Origin of the sequence: Streptomyces coeruleoprunus (assembly GCF_039542925.1) — a bacterium.
GTDB classification, from domain to species: domain Bacteria; phylum Actinomycetota; class Actinomycetes; order Streptomycetales; family Streptomycetaceae; genus Streptomyces; species Streptomyces coeruleoprunus.
Window position 1 is genome coordinate 2,848,404 of record NZ_BAABIT010000001.1, and the last position, 24,244, is coordinate 2,872,647.

Annotated in this window: 26 protein-coding genes; 5 read left to right on the forward strand and 21 right to left on the reverse strand. The window is 73.5% G+C overall.

Features of this window, described 5'->3' with window-relative positions; translation table 11 throughout:
• The first annotated feature begins 2 nt into the window (after positions 1-2).
• Positions 3-776: an SDR family NAD(P)-dependent oxidoreductase gene (locus ABEB09_RS12220; RefSeq protein WP_345689929.1), complete on the forward strand. Its 774-nt coding sequence runs from the start codon at positions 3-5 to the stop codon at positions 774-776.
• Between the two features lie 101 nt (positions 777-877).
• Here the strand turns inward: ABEB09_RS12220 and groL are convergent, their stop codons facing one another.
• The 3 genes from groL to ABEB09_RS12235 all read right to left on the reverse strand — a co-directional run bounded on the left by groL (position 878) and on the right by ABEB09_RS12235 (position 4,198).
• The gene (gene groL, locus ABEB09_RS12225) at positions 878-2,509 is read right to left on the reverse strand and encodes a chaperonin GroEL (protein WP_345689930.1); all 1,632 of its coding nucleotides are present in this window, start codon (positions 2,507-2,509) and stop codon (positions 878-880) included.
• Positions 2,510-2,653: 144 nt separating this feature from the next.
• Complete coding sequence (gene groES / locus ABEB09_RS12230) at positions 2,654-2,962, reverse strand: co-chaperone GroES (RefSeq protein ID WP_067050959.1); 309 nt, start codon at positions 2,960-2,962, stop codon at positions 2,654-2,656.
• A 345-nt stretch (positions 2,963-3,307) separates the two neighbouring features.
• Positions 3,308-4,198 carry a polysaccharide deacetylase family protein gene (locus ABEB09_RS12235; RefSeq protein ID WP_345689931.1) on the reverse strand — a complete coding sequence of 297 codons (891 nt, stop codon included), beginning with the start codon at positions 4,196-4,198 and terminating at the stop codon, positions 3,308-3,310.
• 325 nt (positions 4,199-4,523) lie between these two features.
• Here ABEB09_RS12235 and ABEB09_RS12240 point away from each other — a divergent pair, with 325 nt between their 5' ends.
• Positions 4,524-5,711 carry a THUMP-like domain-containing protein gene (locus ABEB09_RS12240; protein WP_345689932.1) on the forward strand — a complete coding sequence of 396 codons (1,188 nt, stop codon included), beginning with the start codon at positions 4,524-4,526 and terminating at the stop codon, positions 5,709-5,711.
• Here ABEB09_RS12240 and ABEB09_RS12245 read toward each other — a convergent pair.
• The 7 genes from ABEB09_RS12245 to tsaB all read right to left on the reverse strand — a co-directional run bounded on the left by ABEB09_RS12245 (position 5,656) and on the right by tsaB (position 10,686).
• Positions 5,656-6,330, reverse strand: a complete 675-nt coding sequence (locus tag ABEB09_RS12245) for a hypothetical protein (RefSeq protein WP_345689933.1) — start codon at positions 6,328-6,330, stop codon at positions 5,656-5,658. The genes ABEB09_RS12240 and ABEB09_RS12245 overlap by 56 nt on opposite strands.
• Before the next feature lie 9 nt (positions 6,331-6,339).
• Positions 6,340-7,611, reverse strand: coding sequence for an RNA polymerase sigma factor (locus tag ABEB09_RS12250; RefSeq protein ID WP_345689934.1), 1,272 nt, complete (start codon positions 7,609-7,611; stop codon positions 6,340-6,342).
• Positions 7,612-7,636: 25 nt separating this feature from the next.
• Positions 7,637-7,993, reverse strand: coding sequence for a YciI family protein (locus tag ABEB09_RS12255; RefSeq protein ID WP_345689935.1), 357 nt, complete (start codon positions 7,991-7,993; stop codon positions 7,637-7,639).
• 117 nt (positions 7,994-8,110) lie between these two features.
• Complete coding sequence (locus tag ABEB09_RS12260) at positions 8,111-8,392, reverse strand: hypothetical protein (RefSeq protein WP_345693919.1); 282 nt, start codon at positions 8,390-8,392, stop codon at positions 8,111-8,113.
• A 2-nt stretch (positions 8,393-8,394) separates the two neighbouring features.
• Positions 8,395-9,495 (reverse strand): tRNA (adenosine(37)-N6)-threonylcarbamoyltransferase complex transferase subunit TsaD, encoded by a 1,101-nt coding sequence (tsaD, locus tag ABEB09_RS12265; RefSeq protein WP_345689936.1) that lies wholly within the window; start codon positions 9,493-9,495, stop codon positions 8,395-8,397.
• A complete protein-coding gene (gene rimI, locus ABEB09_RS12270; protein WP_345693920.1) occupies positions 9,488-10,012 on the reverse strand; it encodes a ribosomal protein S18-alanine N-acetyltransferase in 525 nt (174 codons plus the stop codon). Before rimI ends, tsaD begins: the two co-directional genes overlap by 8 nt.
• A gap of 20 nt (positions 10,013-10,032) precedes the next feature.
• Positions 10,033-10,686, reverse strand: a complete 654-nt coding sequence (tsaB, locus tag ABEB09_RS12275) for a tRNA (adenosine(37)-N6)-threonylcarbamoyltransferase complex dimerization subunit type 1 TsaB (RefSeq protein WP_345689937.1) — start codon at positions 10,684-10,686, stop codon at positions 10,033-10,035.
• Between the two features lie 100 nt (positions 10,687-10,786).
• Between tsaB and ABEB09_RS12280 the strand changes: the two genes are divergently transcribed.
• Positions 10,787-11,359: a L,D-transpeptidase gene (locus ABEB09_RS12280; RefSeq protein WP_380840324.1), complete on the forward strand. Its 573-nt coding sequence runs from the start codon at positions 10,787-10,789 to the stop codon at positions 11,357-11,359.
• A gap of 61 nt (positions 11,360-11,420) precedes the next feature.
• On the opposite strand, the gene ABEB09_RS12285 is transcribed toward ABEB09_RS12280, so the two are convergent.
• The 9 genes from ABEB09_RS12285 to ABEB09_RS12325 all read right to left on the reverse strand — a co-directional run bounded on the left by ABEB09_RS12285 (position 11,421) and on the right by ABEB09_RS12325 (position 20,048).
• Complete coding sequence (locus ABEB09_RS12285; RefSeq protein ID WP_345689938.1) at positions 11,421-11,594, reverse strand: hypothetical protein; 174 nt, start codon at positions 11,592-11,594, stop codon at positions 11,421-11,423.
• Positions 11,595-11,761: 167 nt separating this feature from the next.
• The gene (gene tsaE, locus ABEB09_RS12290) at positions 11,762-12,283 is read right to left on the reverse strand and encodes a tRNA (adenosine(37)-N6)-threonylcarbamoyltransferase complex ATPase subunit type 1 TsaE (protein ID WP_345689939.1); all 522 of its coding nucleotides are present in this window, start codon (positions 12,281-12,283) and stop codon (positions 11,762-11,764) included.
• Positions 12,284-12,293: 10 nt separating this feature from the next.
• Entirely contained in the window at positions 12,294-13,526 is a 1,233-nt protein-coding gene (locus ABEB09_RS12295; protein WP_345689940.1) for an alpha/beta fold hydrolase, read from the reverse strand.
• A 17-nt stretch (positions 13,527-13,543) separates the two neighbouring features.
• Complete coding sequence (alr, locus tag ABEB09_RS12300; RefSeq protein ID WP_345689941.1) at positions 13,544-14,812, reverse strand: alanine racemase; 1,269 nt, start codon at positions 14,810-14,812, stop codon at positions 13,544-13,546.
• Between the two features lie 57 nt (positions 14,813-14,869).
• A complete protein-coding gene (locus ABEB09_RS12305; protein ID WP_345689942.1) occupies positions 14,870-15,478 on the reverse strand; it encodes an SMI1/KNR4 family protein in 609 nt (202 codons plus the stop codon).
• Positions 15,479-15,545: 67 nt separating this feature from the next.
• Positions 15,546-16,973, reverse strand: a complete 1,428-nt coding sequence (locus tag ABEB09_RS12310) for an NAD(P)H-hydrate dehydratase (protein ID WP_345689943.1) — start codon at positions 16,971-16,973, stop codon at positions 15,546-15,548.
• 58 nt (positions 16,974-17,031) lie between these two features.
• Positions 17,032-17,400, reverse strand: coding sequence for a holo-ACP synthase (locus tag ABEB09_RS12315; RefSeq protein WP_345689944.1), 369 nt, complete (start codon positions 17,398-17,400; stop codon positions 17,032-17,034).
• Complete coding sequence (glmS, locus tag ABEB09_RS12320; RefSeq protein WP_345689945.1) at positions 17,397-19,244, reverse strand: glutamine--fructose-6-phosphate transaminase (isomerizing); 1,848 nt, start codon at positions 19,242-19,244, stop codon at positions 17,397-17,399. The genes ABEB09_RS12315 and glmS overlap by 4 nt, the downstream gene beginning before the upstream one ends.
• 36 nt (positions 19,245-19,280) lie before the next feature.
• Positions 19,281-20,048 carry a hypothetical protein gene (locus ABEB09_RS12325; protein WP_345689946.1) on the reverse strand — a complete coding sequence of 256 codons (768 nt, stop codon included), beginning with the start codon at positions 20,046-20,048 and terminating at the stop codon, positions 19,281-19,283.
• A gap of 139 nt (positions 20,049-20,187) precedes the next feature.
• Between ABEB09_RS12325 and coaA the strand changes: the two genes are divergently transcribed.
• Complete coding sequence (coaA, locus tag ABEB09_RS12330) at positions 20,188-21,192, forward strand: type I pantothenate kinase (protein ID WP_345689947.1); 1,005 nt, start codon at positions 20,188-20,190, stop codon at positions 21,190-21,192.
• A gap of 16 nt (positions 21,193-21,208) precedes the next feature.
• Positions 21,209-22,144 (forward strand): DUF389 domain-containing protein, encoded by a 936-nt coding sequence (locus ABEB09_RS12335; protein ID WP_345689948.1) that lies wholly within the window; start codon positions 21,209-21,211, stop codon positions 22,142-22,144.
• An 83-nt stretch (positions 22,145-22,227) separates the two neighbouring features.
• Here ABEB09_RS12335 and glmM read toward each other — a convergent pair whose 3' ends face one another.
• Together glmM and rpsI are read right to left on the reverse strand one after the other, a co-directional pair.
• Positions 22,228-23,586, reverse strand: coding sequence for a phosphoglucosamine mutase (gene glmM / locus ABEB09_RS12340; protein WP_345689949.1), 1,359 nt, complete (start codon positions 23,584-23,586; stop codon positions 22,228-22,230).
• A 132-nt stretch (positions 23,587-23,718) separates the two neighbouring features.
• Positions 23,719-24,231, reverse strand: coding sequence for a 30S ribosomal protein S9 (rpsI, locus tag ABEB09_RS12345; protein WP_345689950.1), 513 nt, complete (start codon positions 24,229-24,231; stop codon positions 23,719-23,721).
• Positions 24,232-24,244 lie beyond the last annotated feature (13 nt).

Genomic DNA, 24,244 nt, shown 5'->3' on the forward strand with positions numbered 1-24,244 from the left:
GTATGACGAGTGCACTGATTACTGGCGCGACGGCGGGTATCGGGGCCGCCTTCGCGCGGCGGCTGGCGGCCGACGGCCATGACGTGGTCCTGGTGGCCCGCGATGTGAAGCGGCTCCGGGAGCAGGCGACCGAGCTGCACGACCGGCACGGCATCGAGGCCGAGGTGCTGGCGGCCGACCTGTCGGAGGACGAGGGCATCGCGGCGGTCGAGGCGCGCCTCTCCGACCGCAAGCGACCCGTCGACCTGCTGGTCAACAACGCCGGATTCGGCAACAAGGGCCGCTTCCTGGACGTGAAGATGGCCGACGAGCTGAAGATGCTGAAGGTGCACTGCGAGGCGGTGCTGCGGCTGACGTCGGCCGCGGCGGCGACCATGCGCGAGCGGCGGCGGGGCGGCGTGATCAACGTCGCCTCGGTGGCGGCGTTCGTGCCCCGCGGCACGTACGGGGCGTCCAAGGCGTGGGTCGTGCAGTTCACCCAGGGCGCGGCCCGCGACCTCGCGGGGAGCGGGGTGCGGATGATGGCGCTGTGCCCCGGCTTCGTACGGACGGAGTTCCACGAGCGGGCCGGTATGGGCACCGACAACATCCCCGGCTGGATGTGGCTGGACGCCGACAAGGTGGTGGCGGACGCGCTCGCGGACCTGGCGCGGGGGCGGACGCTGTCGGTTCCGGACCCGCGGTACAAGGCGCTGATGGGCGTGGTGAAGCTGGCGCCGCGCGGTCTGCTGGGCGGGGTCAGCTCGCGGGCGGGGCGCAAGTACGGCCCGCAGTGAGGCCGCGGTGAGGACCAGCCGGGGCCGGTGACCAACGCGTGAGGCCCGGTGCCCCCCGTGGAGGGGCACCGGGCCTCTTCGCTCAGCCTACTGACGGTACGTCAGTGGGAGTGGCCGTGACTGTGGCTGTGGCCGTGGCCGTTCTCCGGCTCCTCTTCCTTCTTCTCCACGACGAGGGTCTCGGTGGTGAGGAGGAGGGAGGCGATCGACGCCGCGTTCTCCAGCGCGGAGCGGGTCACCTTCACCGGGTCGATGACGCCGGCCTTGACCAGGTCGCCGTACTCGCCGGTGGCGGCGTTGAAGCCCTGGCCCTTGTCCAGCTCCGCCACCTTGGAGGTGATGACGTAGCCCTCCAGGCCCGCGTTCTCGGCGATCCAGCGCAGCGGCTCGACGGCGGCGCGGCGGACGACGGCGACACCGGTGGCCTCGTCGCCCTCCTTGCCGAGGTTGCCCTCCAGCACCTTGACGGCGTGGACGAGCGCGGAGCCACCACCGGAGACGATGCCCTCCTCGACCGCGGCGCGGGTCGCGGAGATGGCGTCCTCCAGACGGTGCTTCTTCTCCTTCAGCTCCACCTCGGTGGCGGCGCCGACCTTGATCACGCACACGCCGCCGGCCAGCTTCGCGAGGCGCTCCTGGAGCTTCTCGCGGTCCCAGTCGGAGTCCGTGGTCTCGATCTCGCCCTTGATCTGCGCCACGCGGCCGGCGACGTCCTCGGACTTGCCGCCGCCCTCGACGATGGTGGTGTCGTCCTTGCTGACGGTCACGCGGCGGGCGGTGCCCAGCACGTCCAGGCCGACCTGGTCGAGCTTGAGGCCGACCTCCTCGGCGACGACGGTGGCGCCGGTGAGGGCGGCCATGTCGCCGAGCATCGCCTTGCGGCGGTCACCGAAGCCGGGGGCCTTGACCGCGACCGCGTTGAACGTGCCGCGGATCTTGTTGACGACCAGGGTCGACAGGGCCTCGCCCTCGACGTCCTCGGCGATGATCAGCAGCGGCTTGGAGCCACCGGCCTGGATGACCTTCTCCAGCAGCGGGAGGAGGTCCGTGATCGCGGAGATCTTGCCCTGGTGGATCAGGATGTACGGGTCGTCGAGGACGGCCTCCATACGCTCCTGGTCGGTGACCATGTACGGGGACAGGTAGCCCTTGTCGAAGGCCATGCCCTCGGTGAAGTCCAGCTCCAGGCCGAAGGTGTTGGACTCCTCGACGGTGATGACACCGTCCTTGCCGACCTTGTCCATCGCCTCGGCGATCAGCTCGCCGACCTGCTGGTCCTGGGCGGACAGCGCGGCGACGGCGGCGATGTCGGTCTTGTCCTCGATCGGGCGGGCCGTGGCGAGCAGCTCGTCGGAGACGGCCTTGACCGCGGCGTCGATGCCCTTCTTCAGAGCGGACGGGGAAGCACCGGCGGCGACGTTGCGCAGGCCCTCGCGGACGAGCGCCTGGGCCAGGACGGTGGCGGTGGTGGTGCCGTCACCCGCGATGTCGTTGGTCTTGGTCGCCACCTCCTTCACCAGCTGGGCGCCGAGGTTCTCGTACGGGTCCTCGACCTCGATCTCGCGGGCGATGGTGACACCGTCGTTGGTGATGGTGGGCGCACCGAACTTCTTGTCGATGACGACGTTGCGGCCCTTGGGGCCGATCGTCACCTTGACGGTGTCGGCAAGCTTGTTGACGCCGCGCTCAAGGGCGCGACGGGCGTCCTCGTCGAACTTCAGGATCTTCGCCATGGGAGCGTTCCAGTCCTCTCGATTGCGATCCCCGGCCGCGCGTGGCGGCCGCCATCGCCGGTGAGACGAACCGCGCCCCTCGCCGCCCGGTAGGTAGTCAGCGGGGGCCAGGGGCGCAGCTCAAAGCATTCTGCTTCGGGTGAATTACTTCTCGATGACCGCGAGCACGTCGCGGGCCGAGAGGACGAGGTACTCCTCGCCGTTGTACTTCACCTCGGTGCCGCCGTACTTGCTGTACAGCACGACATCGCCGACCTTCACGTCGAGCGGAAGGCGCTCGCCGTTCTCGAAGCGGCCCGGGCCCACGGCCAGGACAGCGCCCTCCTGGGGCTTCTCCTTGGCGGTGTCCGGAATGACCAGGCCAGAGGCCGTGGTCTGCTCGGCGTCGAGCGGCTGGACCACGATGCGGTCCTCGAGCGGCTTGATGGCAACCTTGGAGCTGGTGGTCGTCACGATCCGACCTCCCCCTTCGGAGATCTCACGGGGTCATCTGTCTGAGGTGGCGACCAGGTGGATCCGTCGTCGCGGGTGCCGGACCTGCCCGTCGCTGTGTTGGCACTCTCCCGTGGGGAGTGCCAGAGCCGAGACTATGACCGCGATTAGCACTCGGTCAAGCGGAGTGCCAATTACCGGCCGGTCGCGGTGGCGTGCGTGGCCGGGACTCGTCCACGGGCCGCTCTCTTCGGGCCCGGGCACCCCGCCCGACCAGGCATCACGCCACCGGGGCCGGCGGGCGGGGCGTTTCGGGACGTCGCTTTCGCGCCATGCGTACAACACGCCGAGGATCTGTGGGGCGGGTCAGACGTAGTCCTCCAGCCTCGCCACCGCGTACCCGCGGGCCGTGATCGTGTCCATGGCGCGGCGGACCATGTCGGCCATGCTGCCCTTCCACATGCCGCGGCCCCGGAAGTGCGTGAGGACGATGTCGCCGGGGTGCAGGTCCCGGTCCCACTCGCGCCACTCCATGCGGTCCGGGAACGCCTCGGCGGACCAGAGCGGCACCGCCGTGATCCCGCACGACTGGGCGGCGCGCAGGGTGTCGGCGTTGTAGTTGCCGTAGGGCGGGCGGAACAGGGTGGGCCGCTTGCCGTACCGCCTCTCGATGATGTCCTGCTGGCCGCAGATCTCGCGGCGCTGCTGCGCGTACGAGAGGCCGGGCATGTACCGGTGGTTGAGCGTGTGGTTGTGCAGGGAGGCCCCGAGGTCCTGCATCCGCCGGAAGTAGCCGTAGTCCTCGCGGACGAGGTAGTCGCTGAGGAACGCGCTGTACGGGATGGCCAGCTCGTCCATCATCCGCAGCAGCTCCGGGTCCTTGTCCGCGCCGTCGTCGATGGTCAGGAACACGACCCTGTCGCGCGTCGGCACGGTGGTGAAGACCGGGGGCAGGGTCGGGTCGCCGACCTCGAAGCCCTTGCGGAAGGTGAGCTCCGGCTTCACCTCGGGCGGCGGGGGCGGCAGCAGCGGGGTCCGCTTCAGGCCCCACTTCCGGGCGGCCGCCGCCCGCGCCGCCTGGGCCTGCCGGAACCGCTCCACGTACGCCGACAGCGCGCCCGCCGCGCCGTGCGCCTCGGCCTGCTGGCCGGGCGCGGGCCTGACGTCGCCGGTTCCGGTGCCGGGCCAGGGGCCGTGCGCGTCGGGGCCGCCGGCGCAGGCCGCGCCGAGAGCGCCGACCAACAGCGCCACGAGCACGGCTCGAACGGGCCGGCCGGGCCGACCTGGCCGACCTGGCCGACCGGGGCCACCTGGCCGACTTGGCCGGCCTGGCCGGCCTGGCCGGCGGGGGCCGGTCGCCCGGCCTGTATGGCCGGCCTGCTTCGTGCGGCCCCTCTGCCCCGACGGGGGCTCCCCCGCCGTCCCGTTCGACGCTTGCGGCTGCCGGCCCGCACGCACCCGTTCGGCCGAGTAAATCCAATTTTGTCGTACTAGCTGCATGGCGCCGCATCCTGTCAGCGCCGCGCCCCGACGAACGGGCGACACCGCCGCCGCGCGCGCACCATCCCCCGCCTGGCCCACAATGGGGCGGGTGACCGATCTCGCCTCCTTCTCCGCGCTCCTCACCGACGAGGGCCGGGACCTGCTCACCGCCCTGCGCCACTACGACCCGGCCCAGGAGCTGGCCGTCGCCTCCCGGCTGCGCCGCGAGCACCCGGCCGAGCTGGTCACGGCGGCCCTCGGGCAGGCCAGGCTGCGGCAGCGCGCGGAGGCCAAGTTCGGCGCGGACGACGCGTACCGCATGTACTTCACGCCCAACGGCGTCGAGCAGTCGACCCGCAAGGCGGTCGCCGAGTACCGCGCGGCCGCCTTCGCCCGGCTCGGCGTGCGCCGCGTCGCCGACCTGTGCTGCGGCATCGGCGGCGACGCGATCGCCCTGGCCCGGGCCGGCATCCGGGTCCTGGCCGTCGACCGGGACCCGCTCACGGCGGCGGCCGCCCGCGCCAACGCCGAGGCGCTGGGCCTCGCGGAGCTGATCGAGGTGCGGTGCGCCGACGTCACGGAGGTCGACACGTCCGCGTACGACGCGGTGTTCGTGGACCCGGCCCGGCGCGGCGGCCGCGGCCGGATCTTCGACCCCGAGGCGTACTCGCCGCCCCTGTCCTGGGCGATCGAGACGGCCCGTACGGCCCCGCACGCCGCGCTGAAGATCGCGCCGGGCATCCCGCACGAGATCGTCCCGCCGGAGGCCGAGGCCGAGTGGATCTCGGACGGCGGGGACGTGAAGGAGGCCGTGCTCTGGTTCGGCACGCGCCCCGGCTCGGTGCGGGCCACGCTGCTGCCGGGCGGGGCGAGCCTCGCCACGTCCGCCCCGCTGCCCCCGCCGCCCGTCCGGAAGGTCGGCCGGTACCTGTACGAGCCGGACGGCGCCGTCATCCGCGCGCACCTGGTCGCCGAGGTGGCCCGGGAGCTGGGCGGCGGGCTCGTCGACGAGACCATCGCGTACGTCACGGCGGACGGGCTGCGCCCCACCCCGTACGCCACCGCCTACGAGATCACCGACGAACTGCCCTTCAACCTCAAGAGGCTGAAGGCCCTGCTGCGCGAGCGCGAGGTCGGCACGCTGACCGTGAAGAAGCGCGGTTCCGCGGTGGAGCCGGAGGAACTGCGGCGCAAGGTGAAGCCGAAGGGGCCGAACGCGGCGACGGTGTTCCTCACCCGGGTGTCGGGCGCGCCGACGATGCTGATCGGCCGGCCCGCCGGGCGCTGACACCGAACAGCCGTACGGCCAGGCGGTAGTGGGTGACGGCCTTCGTCACGCCGATCAGCCCGGCCACCCACAGGATGATCCCGGCACCCATGCCGTACGCGACCTCCGCGTACGTGCTGGAGCCCGGCCGGGCCGTCGCGGGCACCGCGACGCAGATCCACAGGCCGGCCGCGCACATCAGGAACGGCAGCACCAGCCACACCACGCTGAGCACCGGCTCGCGGTGCCGGGCGTCGCGGACGGGATCGCGGTCCAGCAGGGCCCACTGGACGAACCGTTCACGGGCCGTGCGGTCCCGGCGCACGCCGCGCGCCAGGAAGAACGCGGCGGGGACGAGGGCGCCCAGCCCCGCGGCGGCTGCCAGGACGGCGAGGTGGGCCGAGATGACGTCCACGGAGTCGTCGAGCGAGACCAGCGCGGCGCCCACCAGGCTCCAGCCGAACTGCAGCAGCACCAGCCACAGCAGGAACAGCGTGAGCCGGGCGCCGCCCAGCATGCGTCGGCCGAGTTCGCCCATGGCCCGGTCCCGGTCGGCGAGCAGCGCCGCGCGGTCGGGCCAGCTGCGCAGGTGCGGCGGCGGAGGGGGCGGGGGCGGTGGGTTGCGGGGGGACGACGACACGCTCCGAGGCTAGTCGCCGCTGCCCGGGGCCGGTTCACCGGCCTGGCGGCCCGCCGACTCGCCCGCCGTACGGGCTCGTTCGAGGAGCAGGGCCCGTTCGCGCGCGTTGCGGGTGAGGTCCGCGGCCCGGGTGAACTCGGCGCGTGCCTCGGGCCCGCGGCCCAGTCGCAGGAGCAGGTCGCCGCGGACGCTGGGCAGCAAGTGGTAGCCCGCCAGCGCGGGTTCGGCGGCCAGGGCGTCGACGAGGGCGAGACCCGCCGCGGGGCCGTCGGCCATGGACACGGCGACCGCCCGGTTCAACTCCACGACGGGCGAAGGGGCGAGGTGCGCGAGCCGCCCGTAGAGCGTGGCGATGGCCGCCCAGTCGGTGTCCTCGTAGGTCGCGGCGCGGGCGTGGTGGGCGGCGATGGCGGCCTGCAGGGAGTACGGGCCGGTGCCGGCCTTCTCCAGGGCCGCGAAGCCGCGGCGGACGAGCAGGCCGCTCCAGCGGGACCGGTCCTGGTCGGCGAGGAGGACGGGCTCGCCGCCGGGCCCGGTGCGGGCGGCCGTGCGGGACGCCTGCAGCTCCAGGAGCGCGGCGAGGCCGTGGACCTCGGGCTCCTTGGGCATCAGCCCGGCGAGGACGCGCGCGAGGCGCAGGGCGTCCTCGCATAGGCCGGGGCGCAGGAGGTCGTCGCCGGCGGTGGCCGAGTAGCCCTCGTTGAAGATCAGGTAGATGACCTCCAGGACGGAGGAGAGGCGGGCCTCCCGGTCGGCCCCGTACGGCACTTCGAACGGCACCCCGGCCCTGGCGAGGGCGCGCTTGGCCCGCACGATCCGCTGGGCGACCGTGGGCTCGGGCACGAGGAAGGCGCGGGCGATCTCCGCGGTGGTCAGCCCGCCGAGCAGGCGCAGGGTGAGCGCGATGCGGGCCTCGGCGGACAGCACCGGGTGGCAGGCGGTGAACACCAGCCGCAGCAGGTCGTCGTCGATGTCCTCGGGATCGGCGGGCTCCGGGTCGTGGACGGTGTCCGTGAGCTCGCGGCCCACTTCGGCGAGTTTGCGCGCGTACGTCTCGCGGCGGCGTACGAGGTCGATGGCGCGGTGCTTGGCGGTGGCCGTGAGCCAGGCGCCCGGTCGGTCCGGGACGCCCGACTCCGGCCACTGCTCCAGTGCGGCGACCAGCGCGTCCTGCGCGAGTTCCTCCGCCAGGCCGACGTCGCGGACGATGCGGGCGACGGCGGCGATGATGCGGGGCGACTCGATGCGGTACACCGTCTCCACGGCCTGGGGTGCGCTCACCGCTCCATGGTGCCGCAGCCGGGCGTCAGGGCTCGGCGATCTCCCGGACCTCGGCCGTGATCGTCCAGTGGTCCTCGTGGAGCTCCAGGAACCGCTTGGTCCACTCCAGGGCCTCGGCCTTGTCCTTGGCCTGGATGAGGGAGTACCCGCCGATGACCTCCTTGGTCTCGGTGAACGGCCCGTCGGTGTAGCTCAGCTTCCCGTCGGCCCAGGTCACGCGGGTGCCCTCGGCTGTCGGCCTGAGCCCGGCGGTGTCCAGCATGACCCCGGCCTTGGTGATCTCCTCCAGCAGCTTCCCCATCCGCTCCATGAGCTCGGGGCTGGGCGCCTTGTCCTGGTCCTTCTGCTCGTCGATACGGATCAACGTCAGGTAACGCGGCATGCCGGTCTCCTCGGGTACGAGGGCGGGGCTGTTCCCCGCCTGTCACTCGTACGTCGAACGGGTAGGGCCGGGATCGACAGGCGGTCGAAAATTCTTCGCGGCGAAGCGGGCCGCGCGTCAGGCGACGGCCCCCGCGGAGTCGTCCGTGCCGTGGGACGTGAAGCGCCAGCGGTGGACCGGGCGGGTGAGGAGGGGGGCGGGAGGGTCCGGGAGTTCCGGGAGGGGGGCGTCCGGGTGGGGGGACGGCCACCAGGTCAGGACCAGGACCCGGTCCTGCGGGGCGGTGAACGTCTCGCGGCGCAGCGGGGCGGCCGGGAGGGCCTGGGCGCGGGCCCAGGCCAGGAGCTCGGCGCTGCGGCCCTCGGCCGCCCGGGCCTCCCACATCAGCGTGACCGTCACGCTCACGAGTACAGGTTCTCCTTGCTGATCTCGTGCAGGTGATCGTGGTCGTGGTCGTGGTTCCCGGGCACGTGCGGGTCCGTCACGGGCAGCGAGGAGTCCGCCGACAGCTCCAGGTCGGAGGCCGGCCGGTTGCGCGCGACCATCTCGGCGCCCAGCGCCGCGACCATCGCGCCGTTGTCGGTGCACAGGCCCGGGCGCGGGACGCGCAGGCGGATGCCGGCGCGCTCGCACCGCTCCTCCGCCAGCGCCCGCAGCCGCGAGTTCGCGGCCACGCCGCCGCCGATCATCAGGTGGTCGACGCCCTCGTCCTTGCAGGCCCGTACGGCCTTGCGGGTCAGCACGTCGACGACCGCCTCCTGGAAGGACGCCGCCACGTCCCGTACGGGCACGTCCTCGCCCGCGTTCCGCTTGGCCTCGACCCAGCGGGCCACGGCCGTCTTCAGACCCGAGAAGGAGAAGTCGTACGCGGGGTCCCGCGGTCCCGACAGGCCGCGCGGGAACGCGATGGCCTCCGGGTCGCCCTCCTTCGCCAGCCGGTCGATCACCGGCCCGCCGGGGAAGCCCAGGTTCAGCACGCGCGCGATCTTGTCGAACGCCTCGCCCGCCGCGTCGTCGATCGTCGCGCCCATGGGGCGCACGTCGGACGTGATGTCGGGCGCGAGCAGCAGCGACGAGTGGCCGCCGCTGACCAGCAGCGCCATCGTCGGCTCCGGCAGCGGCCCGTGCTCCAGCTGGTCCACGCAGATGTGCGACGCCAGGTGGTTCACCCCGTACAGCGGCTTGTCCAGCGCGTACGCGTACGCCTTCGCCGCCGAGACGCCGACCAGCAGCGCGCCGGCCAGGCCGGGGCCCGCCGTGACGGCGATGCCGTCCAGGTCGCGGGCCGAGACGCCCGCCTCCTTCAGGGCGCGCTCGATGGTCGGGACCATCGCCTCCAGGTGCGCGCGGGACGCGATCTCGGGGACCACGCCGCCGAACCGGGCGTGGTCGTCCACGCTCGACGCGACCGCGTTCGCCAGCAGGGTCGTGCCCCGGACGATGCCGACGCCGGTCTCGTCGCAGGAGGTCTCGATACCGAGGACGAGGGGTTCGTCAGCCATGGCTCTCAGCGCTCTCAGTCGTCTTCTCTACGTCTACGTCGTTCACTTCGGTCACGTCGTCCTGGTCCGCCGCGTGCACCGTCAACCGCATCACCAGCGCGTCCACGTTCCCCGGCTGGTAGTAGCCGCGCCGGAACCCGATCGGCTCGAAGCCGAACCGCTCGTACAGCCGCTGGGCCCGCGTGTTGTCCACCCGCACCTCCAGCAGCACCTCCTGGCACTCGAAGTGCGTGGCGTACCGGAGCAGCTCCGTCAGGAGCCGGGCGCCCAGACCCGTACCCCACTGGTCACGGGCCACCGCGATGGTCTGCACGTCGCCGAGCCCGCCGGCCGCCGCCAGTCCCGCGTACCCCACGAGCCGGCCGTCGGCCGGGTCCTCGGCCACCACGTACCGGCGCGTGGCGCCCGGGCCGCGCGCATGGGCGAGCTCCGACCAGAACATGCCCTCCGACCAGGCGTCCTCCGGGAACAGCGCCCGTTCCAGGTCCAGTACGGGTGCGATGTCCCACCAGCGCATCTCGCGCAGCACCGCGGCGGTCACTTCGGCGTGACCACCTTGTAGTTCTTGGGCACCTGGGCGTCGGGCCGCCGCAGGTACAGCGGCCGCGGCTCCAGCAGCCGCTCACCGGCCGCGAGCCGCTCCGCCGCCAGCGCCGCCAGCGCCTCCGCCGCCTGGTGCTCGGGGTCCCGGGCGTCGGGGAACACCTCCGCGTAGAGCCGCGCCCCCGCGCCCACCGCGGGGAGCCCCGCCACCCGGTCCGCGATGTCGGCGGGCCGGTCCACGGACGGCTCGGTCACCCGGGTCCCGGCGTCGTCGTACCGGGCCCAGTAGACCTCCTTGCGGCGGGCGTCCGTCGCCACGACGAACGGCTCGTCGAGGCCGGAGGCGTACGCCAGGCCGTCCAGCGTGCACAGCCCGTGCACCGGGACGCCGAGCGCCGACGCGAACGTCGCCGCCGTCACCAGTCCGACGCGGAGCCCCGTGTACGGGCCGGGGCCGACGCCCACGACGACGTCCGTCACGGCGTCGAGCTTCAGGCCGGCCTCCCTCAGGACGCGGTGTACGGCGGGCAGCAACAGCTCCCCGTGCCGGCGCGCGTCGACCTGACTCGACCGGGCGACGACGGACTCACCGTCGTGGAGGGCGACGGTGACGGCGGGTGTGGCGGTATCCATGGCGAGCAACAGCACGCAAACAGCCTACGGCTCCGCCGGGGCGCGCACGGCCGCCCCATCCCGCCCGCGCACTGCTGCTACCGTCACTTCGATACGTCGTACGAGAGGTGGCAGCGTGGCAAGGAGCAGCTCGGGATTCGTGGCCGGGCTCACCGCGGCGGCGATCGCGGCGGTCGCCTTCCTCGCCTATCAGGCGTCCGCCAACGCACCCGCCGACTTCCGGCCCGAGGAGCGGACCACGGGCGGGGCGTCGCCGTCGCCCTCCTCGTCGGGCGCCCCCGGCCCCGGCAAGACGGCGGCGGACCCGCTGGCACTGCCCGCGCGGTCGGGCTCGGGCGAGCGCGTGGTGTACGCGCTCACCGACCGGCGCGTGTGGCTGGTCGACGCGCGCGAGAAGGTGACGCGCACCTTCACGGTGATGCCGAGCACCGTCCACCCGTCGCCCGGCACCTACGCGGTGACGTCCCGTTCGGGCCGCGTGCCGGGCTCCGACGGGGTGCAGATCGAGCACGTGGTGCGGTTCGCGAAGGTCGACGGCGTGACGATCGGCTTCAGCGCCGCCGTGGACGGCTCGACGCCGAGCCCCGACCCGTCGAAGCGCACCGGTGGGGTGCGGATGGCGCGGGCGGACGCGGACGCGCTGTGGAAGGTCGCGACGATCAACTCGACGGTCGTCGTCATTCCGTAGGGCACTTCGAGGAGCCGGGAGGGCGCCCACCGGATCCGGTGGGCGCCCTGCCGTACGCGTGCTACGCGGCGTGCCGCGTCTCCTGCTCCTCGGGGCCCGTGCCGCCGGCGGCCTCGTCCCGCTCCGCGCGTTCCTCAGCCGGTGCCTGGCGTGGCGGTGTGGAGACGGCGCTCGCGGCCGCGCAGGACGCCAGCAGGTCACGCATCGACACGTCCGACGGCTGCTGCTGCGGCATGGTGGCCTCCTGGCTCCGGGTCTCCGGCGTCTCCGCGGCGGGCGTAGTTAGGTACACCTAACTTGATCCGGTATCCATGTGACCACGCCTCAGAGGTACGGCGCAACATTTTGCCGACGTCTTGTCGGAACGTACGGACGCGCGACGCGGCGGTCCGGGGCCCGCGCTCAGCGCAGGGCGAGGCCCACGCCCTCCCAGCGCGCTCCCATACCGGTCAGCGTGACCGTCCGCCGGTCGTCGTCCGTCGAGCCGACGACCCGGTGGATCACCACGTGCAGCCGGTCCTCGGACAGGTCCTCGACCTTGCCCTCGCCCCACTCCACGACCACCACGGAGTCGGGCAGCGACACGTCGAGGTCCAGGTCCTCCATCTCGTCGAGGCCGCCGCCCAGGCGGTAGGCGTCGACGTGGACGAGGGGCGGGCCGCCGGTCAGCGAGGGGTGGACGCGGGCGATCACGAACGTCGGCGAGGTGACGGCCCCGCGCACCCCGAGCCCTTCGCCGAGGCCGCGGGTGAGCGTCGTCTTGCCCGCCCCCAGCTCGCCGGTGAGCATGACGAGGTCGCCGGGGCGCAGCAGCCCGGCCAGGGCGCGGCCGAGTTCCTGCATCTCTTCGGGCGAGTCGACGGTGAGCCGGGCGGAGGAGGTGACGGACGGGGTGCCGGCCGTCGGGGTCTGCGCTGCTTCCATACCTGCCAACCTAACCGCTGCGCGTGCCCGTGTCGGTCGCGTCCGGCACCGCGCCCGCCCGGACCAGCAGATCCACGAGGTGCGACGTGACCGTGTCGGGGTGTTCCAGCATCACCAGGTGCCCCGCGTCGGGGACCATGACGAGCTCCGCCTCCGGCAGGAGTTCGGCGATGGTCTCGGTGTGGGAGCCCGGCGTGACCAGGTCGCGGTCCCCGGCCAGCGCCAGCACCGGCACGGCCGCGTCGGCGAGTACGGCGAGCGCCGCCGCCTTGTCGTGCTCGGCGAACGCCGGGTAGAACGCGGCGACCACGTCGATGGGCGTGCTCTCGATCATCCGCTCGGCGAACCGGACCACCGCCGGGTCGACGTCCTTCGAGCTGAACGAGTAGCGCTTGATGAGCCCCGCGAACAGGTCGGCCGTCGCCCGCCGGCCCCGTTCCACCAGCTCCGCCTGGGAGCCGAGGGCCCGCAGCACACCGGGCAGCACGCGGCGGACCGCGTTCACGCCGACCGCCGGCAGGCCGTAGCTGACCTCGCCGAGCCGGCCGCACGACGTGCCGACGAACGCCACGCCGGCCACGCGCTCCCGGAACAGCTCCGGGTACTGGTCGGCCAGCGCCATGATCGTCATTCCGCCCATGGAGTGCCCCACCAGCACCAGCGGCCCCTCGGGCGCCGCCGCGTCGATGACGGCCTTCAGGTCGTGGCCGAGCCGGTCGATCGAGACGGGCACCGCGTCGGGCCCGGTCTGGGCGACGCCGCGCGCCGAGCGGCCGTGGCTGCGCTGGTCCCAGTGCACGGTGCGCACCAGGCCGCGCAGGGCGGCGCGCTGGTAGTGCCAGGAGTCCTGGGTGAGGCAGTAGCCGTGGCTGAAGACGACCGTTACCGGCTGCGGGCCGCATCGGCCGAGGAGCCTTCTGCGCGTGGGCGCCGCGCCGGGCCCGTCGGCCCCGTCGACCTCGTCGACCTCGTAGAAGAGCGCGGTGCCGTCGTCGGCGAGCGCCGTGCCGGGCGTGCCGCGCAGCGACCCGTACGGGCCCGCGGCGTCCAGCGCCAGGCGGGCCCTGCGGCGCATCCCGCGGCCGACGGTGAGCCGCTCCAGCGCGACGCCCGCCGCGGCGCCCGCGGCGACGATGCCCACCGCGGCGCCGGCGAAGCCCGCGCGCCGCCAGGCGCCGCCCACGCCGCTCACCGCCGTGGCCCCCGCCACGGCCAGGGCCTCACCCGTACCGGACTCCGTCACGCGCCCCGCTCCCCCCGCTACGCCTCTTCGCCGGTTCCGTCCAGATAGACGCGCGGGACGCGCGCGCCGATCCGGGTCACGATCTCGTACGCGATGGTGCCCGCGGCCCTCGCCCAGTCCTCCGCGGTGGGCTCCCCGTCGTCGCCCGGCCCGAACAGCACGGCCCGCTCGCCCGGCTCGACGACGTCTCCGCCGAGGTCCACCACGAACTGGTCCATCGCGACGCGCCCGGCGACCGTCCGCACCTTGTCGCCGACCAGGACGGGCCCGCGTCCCGACGCGTGGCGCGGGACGCCGTCGGCGTAGCCGAGCGGAACGAGGGCGAGGGTGGTCTCGCGGTCGGTGACGTAGTGGTGCCCGTAGCTGACGCCGAGGCCGGCCGGGGCCCGCTTCACGCCGGCGACCGAGGCGGAGAGGCGCATCACGGGGCGCAGCCCGAAGTCGGCGGGCGTGCCCAGCTCGGGGCTGGGCGAGATGCCGTACGTGGCGACACCGGTGCGTACCAGGTCGAAGTGCGTCTCGGGCAGGGTGAGCGTGGCGGGCGAGTTGGCCATGTGCCGCACCTCGGGCTCGACGCCGGCCTTCTCCGCGTACTCCAGCATGTCCTGGAAGGCCGCCAGCTGGGCGGCGATGGAGGGGTGGCCCGGCTCGTCGGCGCACGCGAAGTGCGACCAGACGCCGGTGACCCGGACCAGGCCCTGGTCCTGCGCCTTCAGCGCCTCGCCCACCAGGTGGGGCCAGTCGCCGGCCAGGCAGCCGTTGCGGCCGAGGCCGGTGTCGGCCTTGAGCTGGATGCGGGCCGGGCGGCCGGCGGCGCGGGCGGCCTCGGCGACCTCGTCGAGCGCCCAGCGGCCGCTGACCGTCATGTCGAGGCCCGCCTCGATCCCGGCGCGCCAGGGACCGCCGGGCGTCCACAGCCAGCACAGGATCGGCGCCTCGATGCCCGCGGCACGCAGCGCCAGCGCCTCGTACGGGGTCGCCGTGCCGAGCCAGGCGGCGCCCGCTTCGAGCGCCGCGCGGGCGCAGGGCACGGCGCCGTGCCCGTACGCGTCGGCCTTCACGACAGCCATGACCTGGGCGTTCCCGGCGGCGACGCGGGCCCGCAGCGTGCGGACGTTGGCGCGCAGCGCGCCGAGGTCGATCTCGGCACGGGCGCGGACGCGCTCGTGGGCGAGGTCGTCCGCGAGGGCGTACGCGTCGGTGTGCGCGCGGCCGTTCGCGTGGTCGTTCGCATGCGCGTGCGCGTGCTCGCGGGCGGCGCGGAGGTGCTGCGGTGTCGTACTCATCGCGCCCAGTGTCTCAGGTGCGCCCGCGCGGACCCGTTTCCACGGATGTCGCCCGGGTCACGTCCCGGCGTACGGGTCGGGCTCGCCGGTCACCGGATCGAGCCCCGCCAGGAAGCGCCGCTGCTCCTCCCGCCAGTGGACGAACCGCACCGGGGCCCCGTCCCAGAAGACCAGGCTGACCGGCGGCTCGTCGAACTCGTCGCCCAGCAGCCGGCGCAGGAACTCCGCCATCCCGTACGGGTGGACGGTGAACCGGGACGAGGTGTGCCGACCGCACACCACCACCGGCCACCAGTCCGGATCGGGGTCCGTCGTGAGCCAGCACAGGATGTCCGGGCCGGCCGTGACGCCCCACGCCAGGAGGTGGCCCGGGTCGGCGTCCAGTACGCGGCGGCCGCCCTCCTTCTCCCAGATGAGCCGGACGGTGGCCGTCTCCTCACCGAGGTCCCCGGGCTGCCACCGCACGCCCTGCTGTGGCAACGGCAGCAGCACGCTCGCCTCGCCGTTGATGCTGCCACCGCCGTACCGGGCCATGAACGCCCGGTAGTCCGCCGGGAAGCGGACGCCCCACGCGGCCTCGGCGGCCGCCCAGTCGATGCGCTCGTCGGCCCCGTGGACCGGCGGCATGAGCCGCGCCAGCGCGGCGACCTGAGGGTTCTCCCCCACGCTCTCTCTCCCACCCCTGTGAAGTTTCCCGTCAGCCGGTGACGTCCGCGACGCGCCCGGCAGCGCGTCAGCCGATGACGTCCCGCCACGCGCCCGGCAGCGCGTCCGCCACGTCGTGCGCGGCGACCGGCGCGCCCCGCGCCGCCCGGCGGGCCGCCAGGCCGTGCAGGTACGCCGCGGCCGACGCGGCGTCGCGGGCGGCGAGGCCCGCCGCCAGCAGCGACCCGGCGAGGCCCGACAGCACGTCACCGCTCCCGGCCGTGGCCAGCCACCCCGTACCCGTCGGGTTGACCCGCACCGGCAGGTCTCCGCGCGGGTCGGCGACCAGCGTGGTGGACCCCTTGAGCAGCACCGTCGCCCCGTACCGTGCCGCCAGCTCCCGCACCGCGTCCAGCCGGCGCGCCTCGACGTCGTCGCGGGCGACGCCCAGCAGCGCCGCCGCCTCGCCCGCGTGCGGGGTCAGCAGCGTCGGCGCCGTCCGGGCCCGGACGGCGGCCGGGTCGAGCAGGCGCAGCCCGTCGGCGTCGACGAGCACCGGCACGTCCGACTCCAGGACCTCGTCCACGCCGGGCGTGTCGCCGAGCCCCGGTCCGATCGCCCAGGCCTGCACGCGGCCCGCGCGGCCGGGCGGCCCCGCGTGCACCAGGGTCTCCGGATAGCGGGCCAGCACCGCCTGACCGGCGGGCCCCACGTACCGTACGGCCCCCGCCCCGCCCCGCAGCGCCCCGGCGACGGCCAGCACGGCGGCGCCCGGGTAGCGCGCCGACCCGGCGACCACCCCGACGACGCCCCGCCGGTACTTGTCGCTCTCGACGCGCGGCACGGGCAGCAGCCGCGCCACGTCGGCGTGCTGGAGGGCCTCCAACTCGGGTACGGACGGCAGGTGGGGGCCGAGCCCGATGTCGACGAGCCGTACCGCGCCCGCGTACTCCCGCGCCGGGTCGACGAGCAGCCCCGGCTTGTACGCGCCGAACGTCACCGTGGCGTCGGCCCGTACGGCCTCGCCGTCGACCGCGCCGGTGTCGGCCGCCACGCCGCTCGGCAGGTCCACGGCCACCACGACGGCGTCCGAGCCGCGCGCGGCCCGCACCACCGGGACGGCGTCGGGACGCAGGCCGCCACGGCCGCCGATGCCGGTGATGCCGTCCAGGACCAGGTCGGCGCGGGCCAGCACCGCGAACGGGTCGTCGGCGACGCGCCCGCCGGCCCGGGTCAGCGCGGCCAGGCCGCCCTCGTGGGCCCGCGCGCCGAGCAGCACGGCCGACACCCCGGCGCCGCGCCGGGCGAGCCGGGCCCCGGCGTACAGGGCGTCGCCGCCGTTGTCGCCGCTGCCCGCGAGGACCACCACGCGGGCGCCGTAGACCCGGCCGAGGATCGTCGCGCAGGCACCGGCCAGCCCGGCGGCGGCCCGCTGCATCAGGGCCCCGTCCGGGAGCCGGGCCATCAACGCGGCCTCGGCGGCCCGCACGGTCTCGACTCGATAGGCGGTACGCACCAGCCCGACCTCCTGCACTCGCACTCGACAACCCGGCAAGGCCCCCGGCCAGGGCCCCTCACCCCTCGGCGATCACCACCGCCGACGCCATTCCCGCATCGTGGCTGAGGGACACGTGCCAGTTCCGCACGCCCAGCTCGGCCGCGCGAGCGGCGACCGTGCCCCGCACCCGCAGCCGGGGCTGCCCGCTCTCCTCGACGTACACCTCGGCGTCCGTCCAGTGCAGCCCCGCCGGCGCGCCGAGCGCCTTGGCGATGGCCTCCTTCGCGGCGAACCGGGCCGCGAGCGAGGCGATACCGCGCCGCTCGCCGCTCGGCAGCAGCAACTCCCGCTCCAGGAACAGCCGTTCCGCGAGGTGCGGCGTCCGCTCCAGCGCCGCCGCGAACCGGTCGATCGCGGCGACGTCGATGCCCACTCCGATGATCATTCGACGGTGACCGACTTCGCCAGGTTGCGGGGCTGGTCGACCTCGTTGCCCCGGGCGGTGGCGAGTTCGCACGCGAAGACCTGGAGGGGCACGGTGGAGACCAGCGGCTGGAGGAGCACGGGCGTCGCCGGGATCCGGATCAGGTGATCGGCGTACGGGACGACGGCCTCGTCGCCCTCCTCGGCGATGACGATGGTGCGCGCGCCCCGCGCCCGGATCTCCTGGATGTTGGAGACGATCTTGCCGTGGAGCACGGAGCGCCCGCGCGGCGAGGGCACCACCACGACGACGGGCAGGTCCTGCTCGATGAGCGCGATCGGCCCGTGCTTCAGCTCGCCGGCGGCGAAGCCCTCGGCGTGCATGTACGCCAGCTCCTTGAGCTTCAGCGCGCCCTCCAGGGCGACCGGGTAGCCCACGTGCCGCCCCAGGAACAGCACGGTGTCCTTGTCGGCGAGCGACCGCGCCAGCTCCCGTACGGGCTCCATCGTCTCCAGGACGCGCTCCACGTCCTCGGCGATCCGCGCGAGGTCCCGGATGACGGCCCGGATCTCGTCGCCCCACTTGGTGCCGCGCACCTGGCCGAGGTACAGGGCGACCAGGTAGCAGGCGACGAGCTGGGTGAGGAAGGCCTTGGTGGAGGCGACCGCGACCTCGGGGCCGGCGTGCGTGTAGAGCACGGCGTCGGACTCGCGCGGGATGGTCGACCCGTTGGTGTTGCAGATGGCGAGCACGCGGGCGCCCTGCTCGCGGGCGTGCCGCAGCGCCATCAGGGTGTCCATCGTCTCGCCGGACTGCGAGATGGCGACGACGAGGGTCCGGTGGTCGAGGATGGGGTCCCGGTAGCGGAACTCGCTGGCCAGCTCCACCTCGCAGGGGATGCGGGTCCAGTGCTCGATGGCGTACTTGGCGATGAGGCCGGCGTGGAAGGCCGTGCCGCAGGCGACGATGACGACCTTGGTGGCCTCGCGCAGCGCGGACGCGGGGATCCGCACCTCGTCGAGCGTCAGGGAGCCCTCGGCGTCGATCCGGCCGAGCAGCGTGTCGGCGACGGCCTTCGGCTGCTCGGCGATCTCCTTGAGCATGAAGTAGTCGTAGCCGCCCTTCTCGGCGGCGGAGGCGTCCCAGTCGACGTGGTACGAGCGGACCTCGGCGGGCCCGCCGTCGAAGTCGGTGACCGTGACGCCGTCCCGGCGCAGCTCGACGACCTGGTCCTGGCCGAGTTCGATGGCGGCCCGGGTGTGCTCGATGAACGCCGCGACGTCCGACGCGAGGAACGACTCGCCCTCGCCCACGCCCACGACGAGCGGCGAGTTGCGGCGGGCGCCGACGACGACGTCGGGTTCGTCGGCGTGCACGGCGACGAGCGTGAACGCCCCTTCGAGCCGCCGGCACACCTGGCGCATGGCCTCGGCGAGGTCGGCGGTGGACGAGTGCACCTCGGCCAGGAGGTGCGCGACGACCTCGGTGTCCGTCTCGGACGCCAGGTCGTGGCCGCGCTCGGCCAGTTCGGCGCGCAGCGCGGCGAAGTTCTCGATGATGCCGTTGTGGACGACGGCGACGCGGCCCGCGTTGTCCAGGTGCGGGTGCGCGTTGGCGTCGGTCGGCCCGCCGTGCGTGGCCCACCGGGTGTGTCCGATCCCGGTGGACCCGCTCGGCAGGGGCCGACCGACCAGTTCCTTCTCCAGGTTGACGAGCTTGCCCGCCTTCTTGGCCGCGGCCAGCCCGCCGTCGGCGAGCACGGCGACGCCCGCCGAGTCGTAGCCGCGGTACTCGAGCCGCTTCAGTCCGGCGATGACGACATCAAGCGCCGACTGTCCGCCGACGTATCCCACGATTCCGCACATGGCGGCAGCCTACGGCTCCGGCGGGCCGACGCGGCGTCAGCCCAGCTTGGCGACCTTCGCGACCTGCGCGGCGATGAGGTCGGCGGGCAGCGGGAAGTCCTTGGCGCCGGTGGTGGCGACGCCCAGGTTGAAGACGGAGAAGGAGGCGAGCGTGCCGCCCTGGCGCACGACAGCGATCTTGACCGGCATGGGAGTGCCCTCCATGTCCGACAGCAGCGTGAAGCCGACGGCCTCCTGACCGCCCGTCACCTTCTGCTCCGTGACCTTGAGGACCTTGGTCTTCTCGCCGTCGGCGGTGACGGTGAAGCCACCGGCGCACGCGGTACCGGCGGCGCGCAGCGACGCGACGACCTCCTCGGCGCCCTTGCCCTCGTAGGCGGCGAGCGAGTCCATGATCGCGCTGACGTTGAAGGCGTCGGCGGGGCTCTTGATGTCCTTGGACGGCTCCTGGACGACCTTGCGCTGCACGGTCGCGGCGGGCGTGCCGAGCGCGACGGCGGAGACGACGTCGGCGAGCGGCTTGCACTCGGCCTTGTCCGTGGAGACCTCCTTGGTGATGTCATCGGCGCCGGGCTTCTCGACCTTGTAGCCCTTGACGTCGCCCTGGGCGATGACCGCCGACTCCAGCTCGGCGGCGGTCAGGACCTTGGCGGCGGGCTCGGCCGCGGCCGGGGCGGACGCCCCGCCCGTGGGCTTGTCCGCACCACCCGTCTTGCCCTTCTCTCCGCCGCAGGCGGTGACGAGCAGGGCCAGGGACACCGCGGTGGCGGCGACGGCGGAACGGCGAATGTAGGTGGCTCGCATGAGACTGCTTTCTGTGTGAATGATGTGCACACGATAAGTGCCGCGTGTGACACTCCGGCCGCCGGGCCCGGGCCCCGGGCCCCACCCACGTGACCGACCCCACCCCCCACAGCCACCCCGTACGACGGACAATGGCCCTGTGATCACCTCGCCGCCACCCAGCAGCACGGCCGGCCGGGCTGCGGGCTCCGCCCCTCGCCGGGCGGAGTCCACGCCGTACGTCGACCTCACCCGCGAGGAGTGGAGCGCGCTGCGGGACAAGACGCCGCTGCCGCTCACCGCCGAGGAGGTCGAGCGGCTGCGCGGTCTCGGCGACGTCATCGACCTCGACGAGGTCCGCGACATCTACCTGCCGCTGTCCCGGCTCCTCAACCTCTACGTGGGCGCCACCGCGAACCTGCGCGGGGCGCTCAACACGTTCCTCGGCGAGAAGGGTGCGCAGCGCGGCACGCCGTTCGTCATAGGCGTCGCGGGATCCGTGGCCGTCGGCAAGTCCACGGTCGCCCGCCTCCTCCAGGCGCTGCTCGCCCGGTGGCCGGAGCACCCGCGCGTGGAGCGGGTCACCACCGACGGGTTCCTGCTGCCGATGAAGGAGCTGCAGGCACGTGGGCTGATGTCCCGCAAGGGCTTCCCCGAGTCGTACGACCGGCGGGCGCTCACCCGGTTCGTCGCGGACATCAAGGCGGGCAAGGAGGAGGTGACGGCGCCGGTCTACTCGCACCTCATCTACGACATCGTCCCGGGGCAGCGCCTCACGGTCCGGCGCCCCGACATCCTCATCGTCGAGGGCCTCAACGTCCTCCAGCCGGCCCTTCCCGGCAAGGACGGCCGCACCCGCGTCGGCCTGGCCGACTACTTCGACTTCTCCGTGTACGTGGACGCGCGCCCCGAGGACATCGAGCGCTGGTACCTGAACCGCTTCCGCAAGCTCCGCGAGACCGCGTTCCAGGACCCCTCCTCGTACTTCCGGAAGTACACGCAGGTCAGCGAGGAGGAAGCCCTCGACTACGCCCGCACGATGTGGCGGACCATCAACAAGGTGAACCTGCTGGAGAATGTGGCCCCCACGCGCGGGCGCGCCCATCTGGTCGTACGGAAGGGCCCCGACCACAAGGTCCAGCGGCTGTCGCTCCGCAAGCTCTGACGCTCCGAGGAGAGCCGTGCTGCATCTGCGTCTGATCGTCCCCGCCCCGCGCACGGAGGAGGTCGTCGCCACCCTGGAGAAGTCCGTCGGCACCACGCACCTCGCCGTCGTGCCCGGCGCCGCCCGCAGCCCGTCCGGCGACCTGGTCCTGTGCGACGTGGCGCGGGAGGCGGGCGACGAGGTCATCGGCCGTCTGCGCGACATGGGCCTGGCCGAGTGCGGGTCGATCTCCGTCGAGAACATCGACCTGTCGCTGTCCTCGCGCGCGGAGCAGGCCGAGGAGGAGGCCCCCGGCGCGGCCGCCGACGCGGTCCTGTGGGAGCAGCTGACCAACGCGACGGACGAGGAATCCCGCTTCACCGTCACGTACGTCGCCTTCCTGGCCGTGGCGACGATGCTCGCCGCGTGCGGTGTGATGCTCGACAACGCCATCCTGATCGTGGGCGCGATGGCGGTCGGACCCGAGTTCGGCCCGCTGGCCGGCCTCTCCACCGCCCTCGTGCTGCGCAGCCGGCACCTCGGCGTGCGCTCGCTGTACGCGCTGATCGGCGGTTTCGCGGCGGCGATGGTGTTCACCTCGGGCTTCGCCTGGCTGATGGACACCCTCGGCCTCTTCACGTTCGACATGTTCGAGGCACCTCGCCCGAACACGTCCTTCATCTGGCAGCCGGACTGGATGTCGTTCGTGGTGGCGTTCCTCGCGGGTATCGCGGGCACGCTCTCGCTCACCTCGTCGAAGTCGGCGGCGCTGATCGGCGTGGCGATCTCGGTGACCACGGTGCCCGCGGCCGCGAACGCGGCGGTGGCGCTCTCGTACACCGACTACGGCCAGTTCTGGGGCTCCACCGGCCAGCTGCTGGCGAACCTGGGCGGCATCGTCCTGGCGGGCACCCTGACGCTGCTCACGCAGAAGGCGCTCTGGTCGGTCCAGCACAAGCACACGACCGACTGAGCGCGCCCAGGCGCACGGCAAGGGGGCGCCCCGCCGGTCACTCCGGCGGGGCGCCCCCTTCGTCCGTCCGTACGGCGCCGGCTTCAGCCCAGCGCCGACTTCACCACGTCCGCGAGCTGACCGGCCACCGAGCGGGCCTGCTCGATGTCGGCGGCCTCGACCATCACCCGGACGAGGGGCTCCGTGCCCGACGGGCGCAGCAGCACCCGGCCGGTGGTGCCGAGGACCCGCTCGGCGTCGGCCACGGCGTGGCCCAGTTCGGCGGAGGTCTTCACCCGGGACTTGTCGACGTTCTTGACGTTGATCAGGACCTGCGGCAGCCGCTCCATCACGCCCGCCAGCTCCGCCAGCGACCGCCCGGTCGCCGCGACGCGCGCGGCCAGCAGCAGACCGGTCAGGGTGCCGTCGCCGGTCGTGGCGTGGTCCAGGACGATGACGTGCCCGGACTGCTCGCCGCCCAGCGCGTAGCCCTTGTCCTTCATCTCCTCGAGCACGTACCGGTCACCGACCGCGGTCTGGACGAGCTGGAGGCCCTCGCGCTCCATCGCCAGCTTGAAGCCCAGGTTCGACATGACCGTCGCGACAACGGTGTCGCCGCGCAGCGTGCCCGCCTCCCGCATGGCCAGCGCCAGCACGGCGAGGATCTGGTCGCCGTCCACCTCGGCGCCGGTGTGGTCCACGGCCAGGCAGCGGTCGGCGTCGCCGTCGTGCGCGATGCCCAGGTCGGCGCCGTGCTCGAGGACGGCGGCGCGCAGCATCTCCAGGTGCGTGGAGCCGCAGCCGTCGTTGATGTTGAGCCCGTCGGGCGTGGCGCCGATGGTGACGACCTCGGCACCGGCCTGCGCGAACGCGGCGGGCGAGACGCGGGACGCGGCGCCGTGCGCCTCGTCGAGCACGATCTTCAGGCCTTCGAGGCGGTTCGGCAGCGCCGAGAGCAGATGCGCGATGTACTCGTCGGCGCCCTGCTCGTAGTCCTTGACGCGGCCCACGCCCGCGCCGGTCGGCCGGTCCCACGGCTCGCCGGTGCGGTGCTGCTCGTACACGGCCTCGATCCGGTCCTCCAGGTCGTCGGCCAGTTTGTGACCGCCGCGCGCGAAGAACTTGATGCCGTTGTCCGGCATGGCGTTGTGCGAGGCGGACAGCATCACGCCGAGGTCGGCACCCAGCGACCCGGTCAGGTAGGCCACGGCCGGGGTGGGCAGCACACCGACGCGCAGGACGTCGACGCCGGCACTCGCGAGGCCCGCCACGACGGCGGCCTCCAGGAACTCTCCCGACGCACGCGGGTCACGCCCGACCACCGCGGTCGGCCGATGCCCCTCGAAGGTCCCCGCCTCGGCGAGCACGTGCGCCGCCGCGACCGACAGGCCGAGCGCCAGCTCCGCCGTCAGGTCCGCGTTGGCGACACCGCGCACGCCATCCGTGCCGAAGAGTCGTCCCACAGCTGTCCTCCATTGCGATCCACAGGCGTCCCCAGCGACGCCCGCCACTGGCCCCTGAAAGGGGCGCGCCCCGGCGGCACACAGAATGTGCCGCCGGGGCGTACCTTACGAGCAGACCGAGCAGGCGCGAGATTAGCGCTTGCTGTACTGCGGGGCCTTGCGGGCCTTCTTGAGACCGGCCTTCTTGCGCTCGACGGCACGGTCGTCGCGGCTCAGGAAGCCGGCCTTCTTCAGCGGGCCGCGGTTGTTGTCCACGTCCGCCTCGTTGAGGGCGCGGGCCACGCCGAGGCGCAGGGCGCCGGCCTGACCGGAGACGCCGCCGCCGGAGATGCGGGCGATGACGTCGTAGCGGTTGTCGAGCTCGAGCACCTTGAAGGGCTCGTTGACTTCCTGCTGGTGCACCTTGTTCGGGAAGTAGTCCTCAAGGGTGCGACCGTTGATCTTCCACTTGCCGGAGCCCGGAACGATCCGGACGCGGGCGATGGCGTTCTTGCGACGGCCCAGGCCGGCGGCCGGCTGCGGGTCGCCGAAGCGGGAGGCCAGGGACTCGGAGGTGTACTCGCCCTCCACGGCCTCGGTCTCGGTGGTGTACTCCTCGACGCCCTCGAACTCGTCGACAGGGGTCTCAGGGGTGGTCTCGGCCACGATTCTCCTCAGA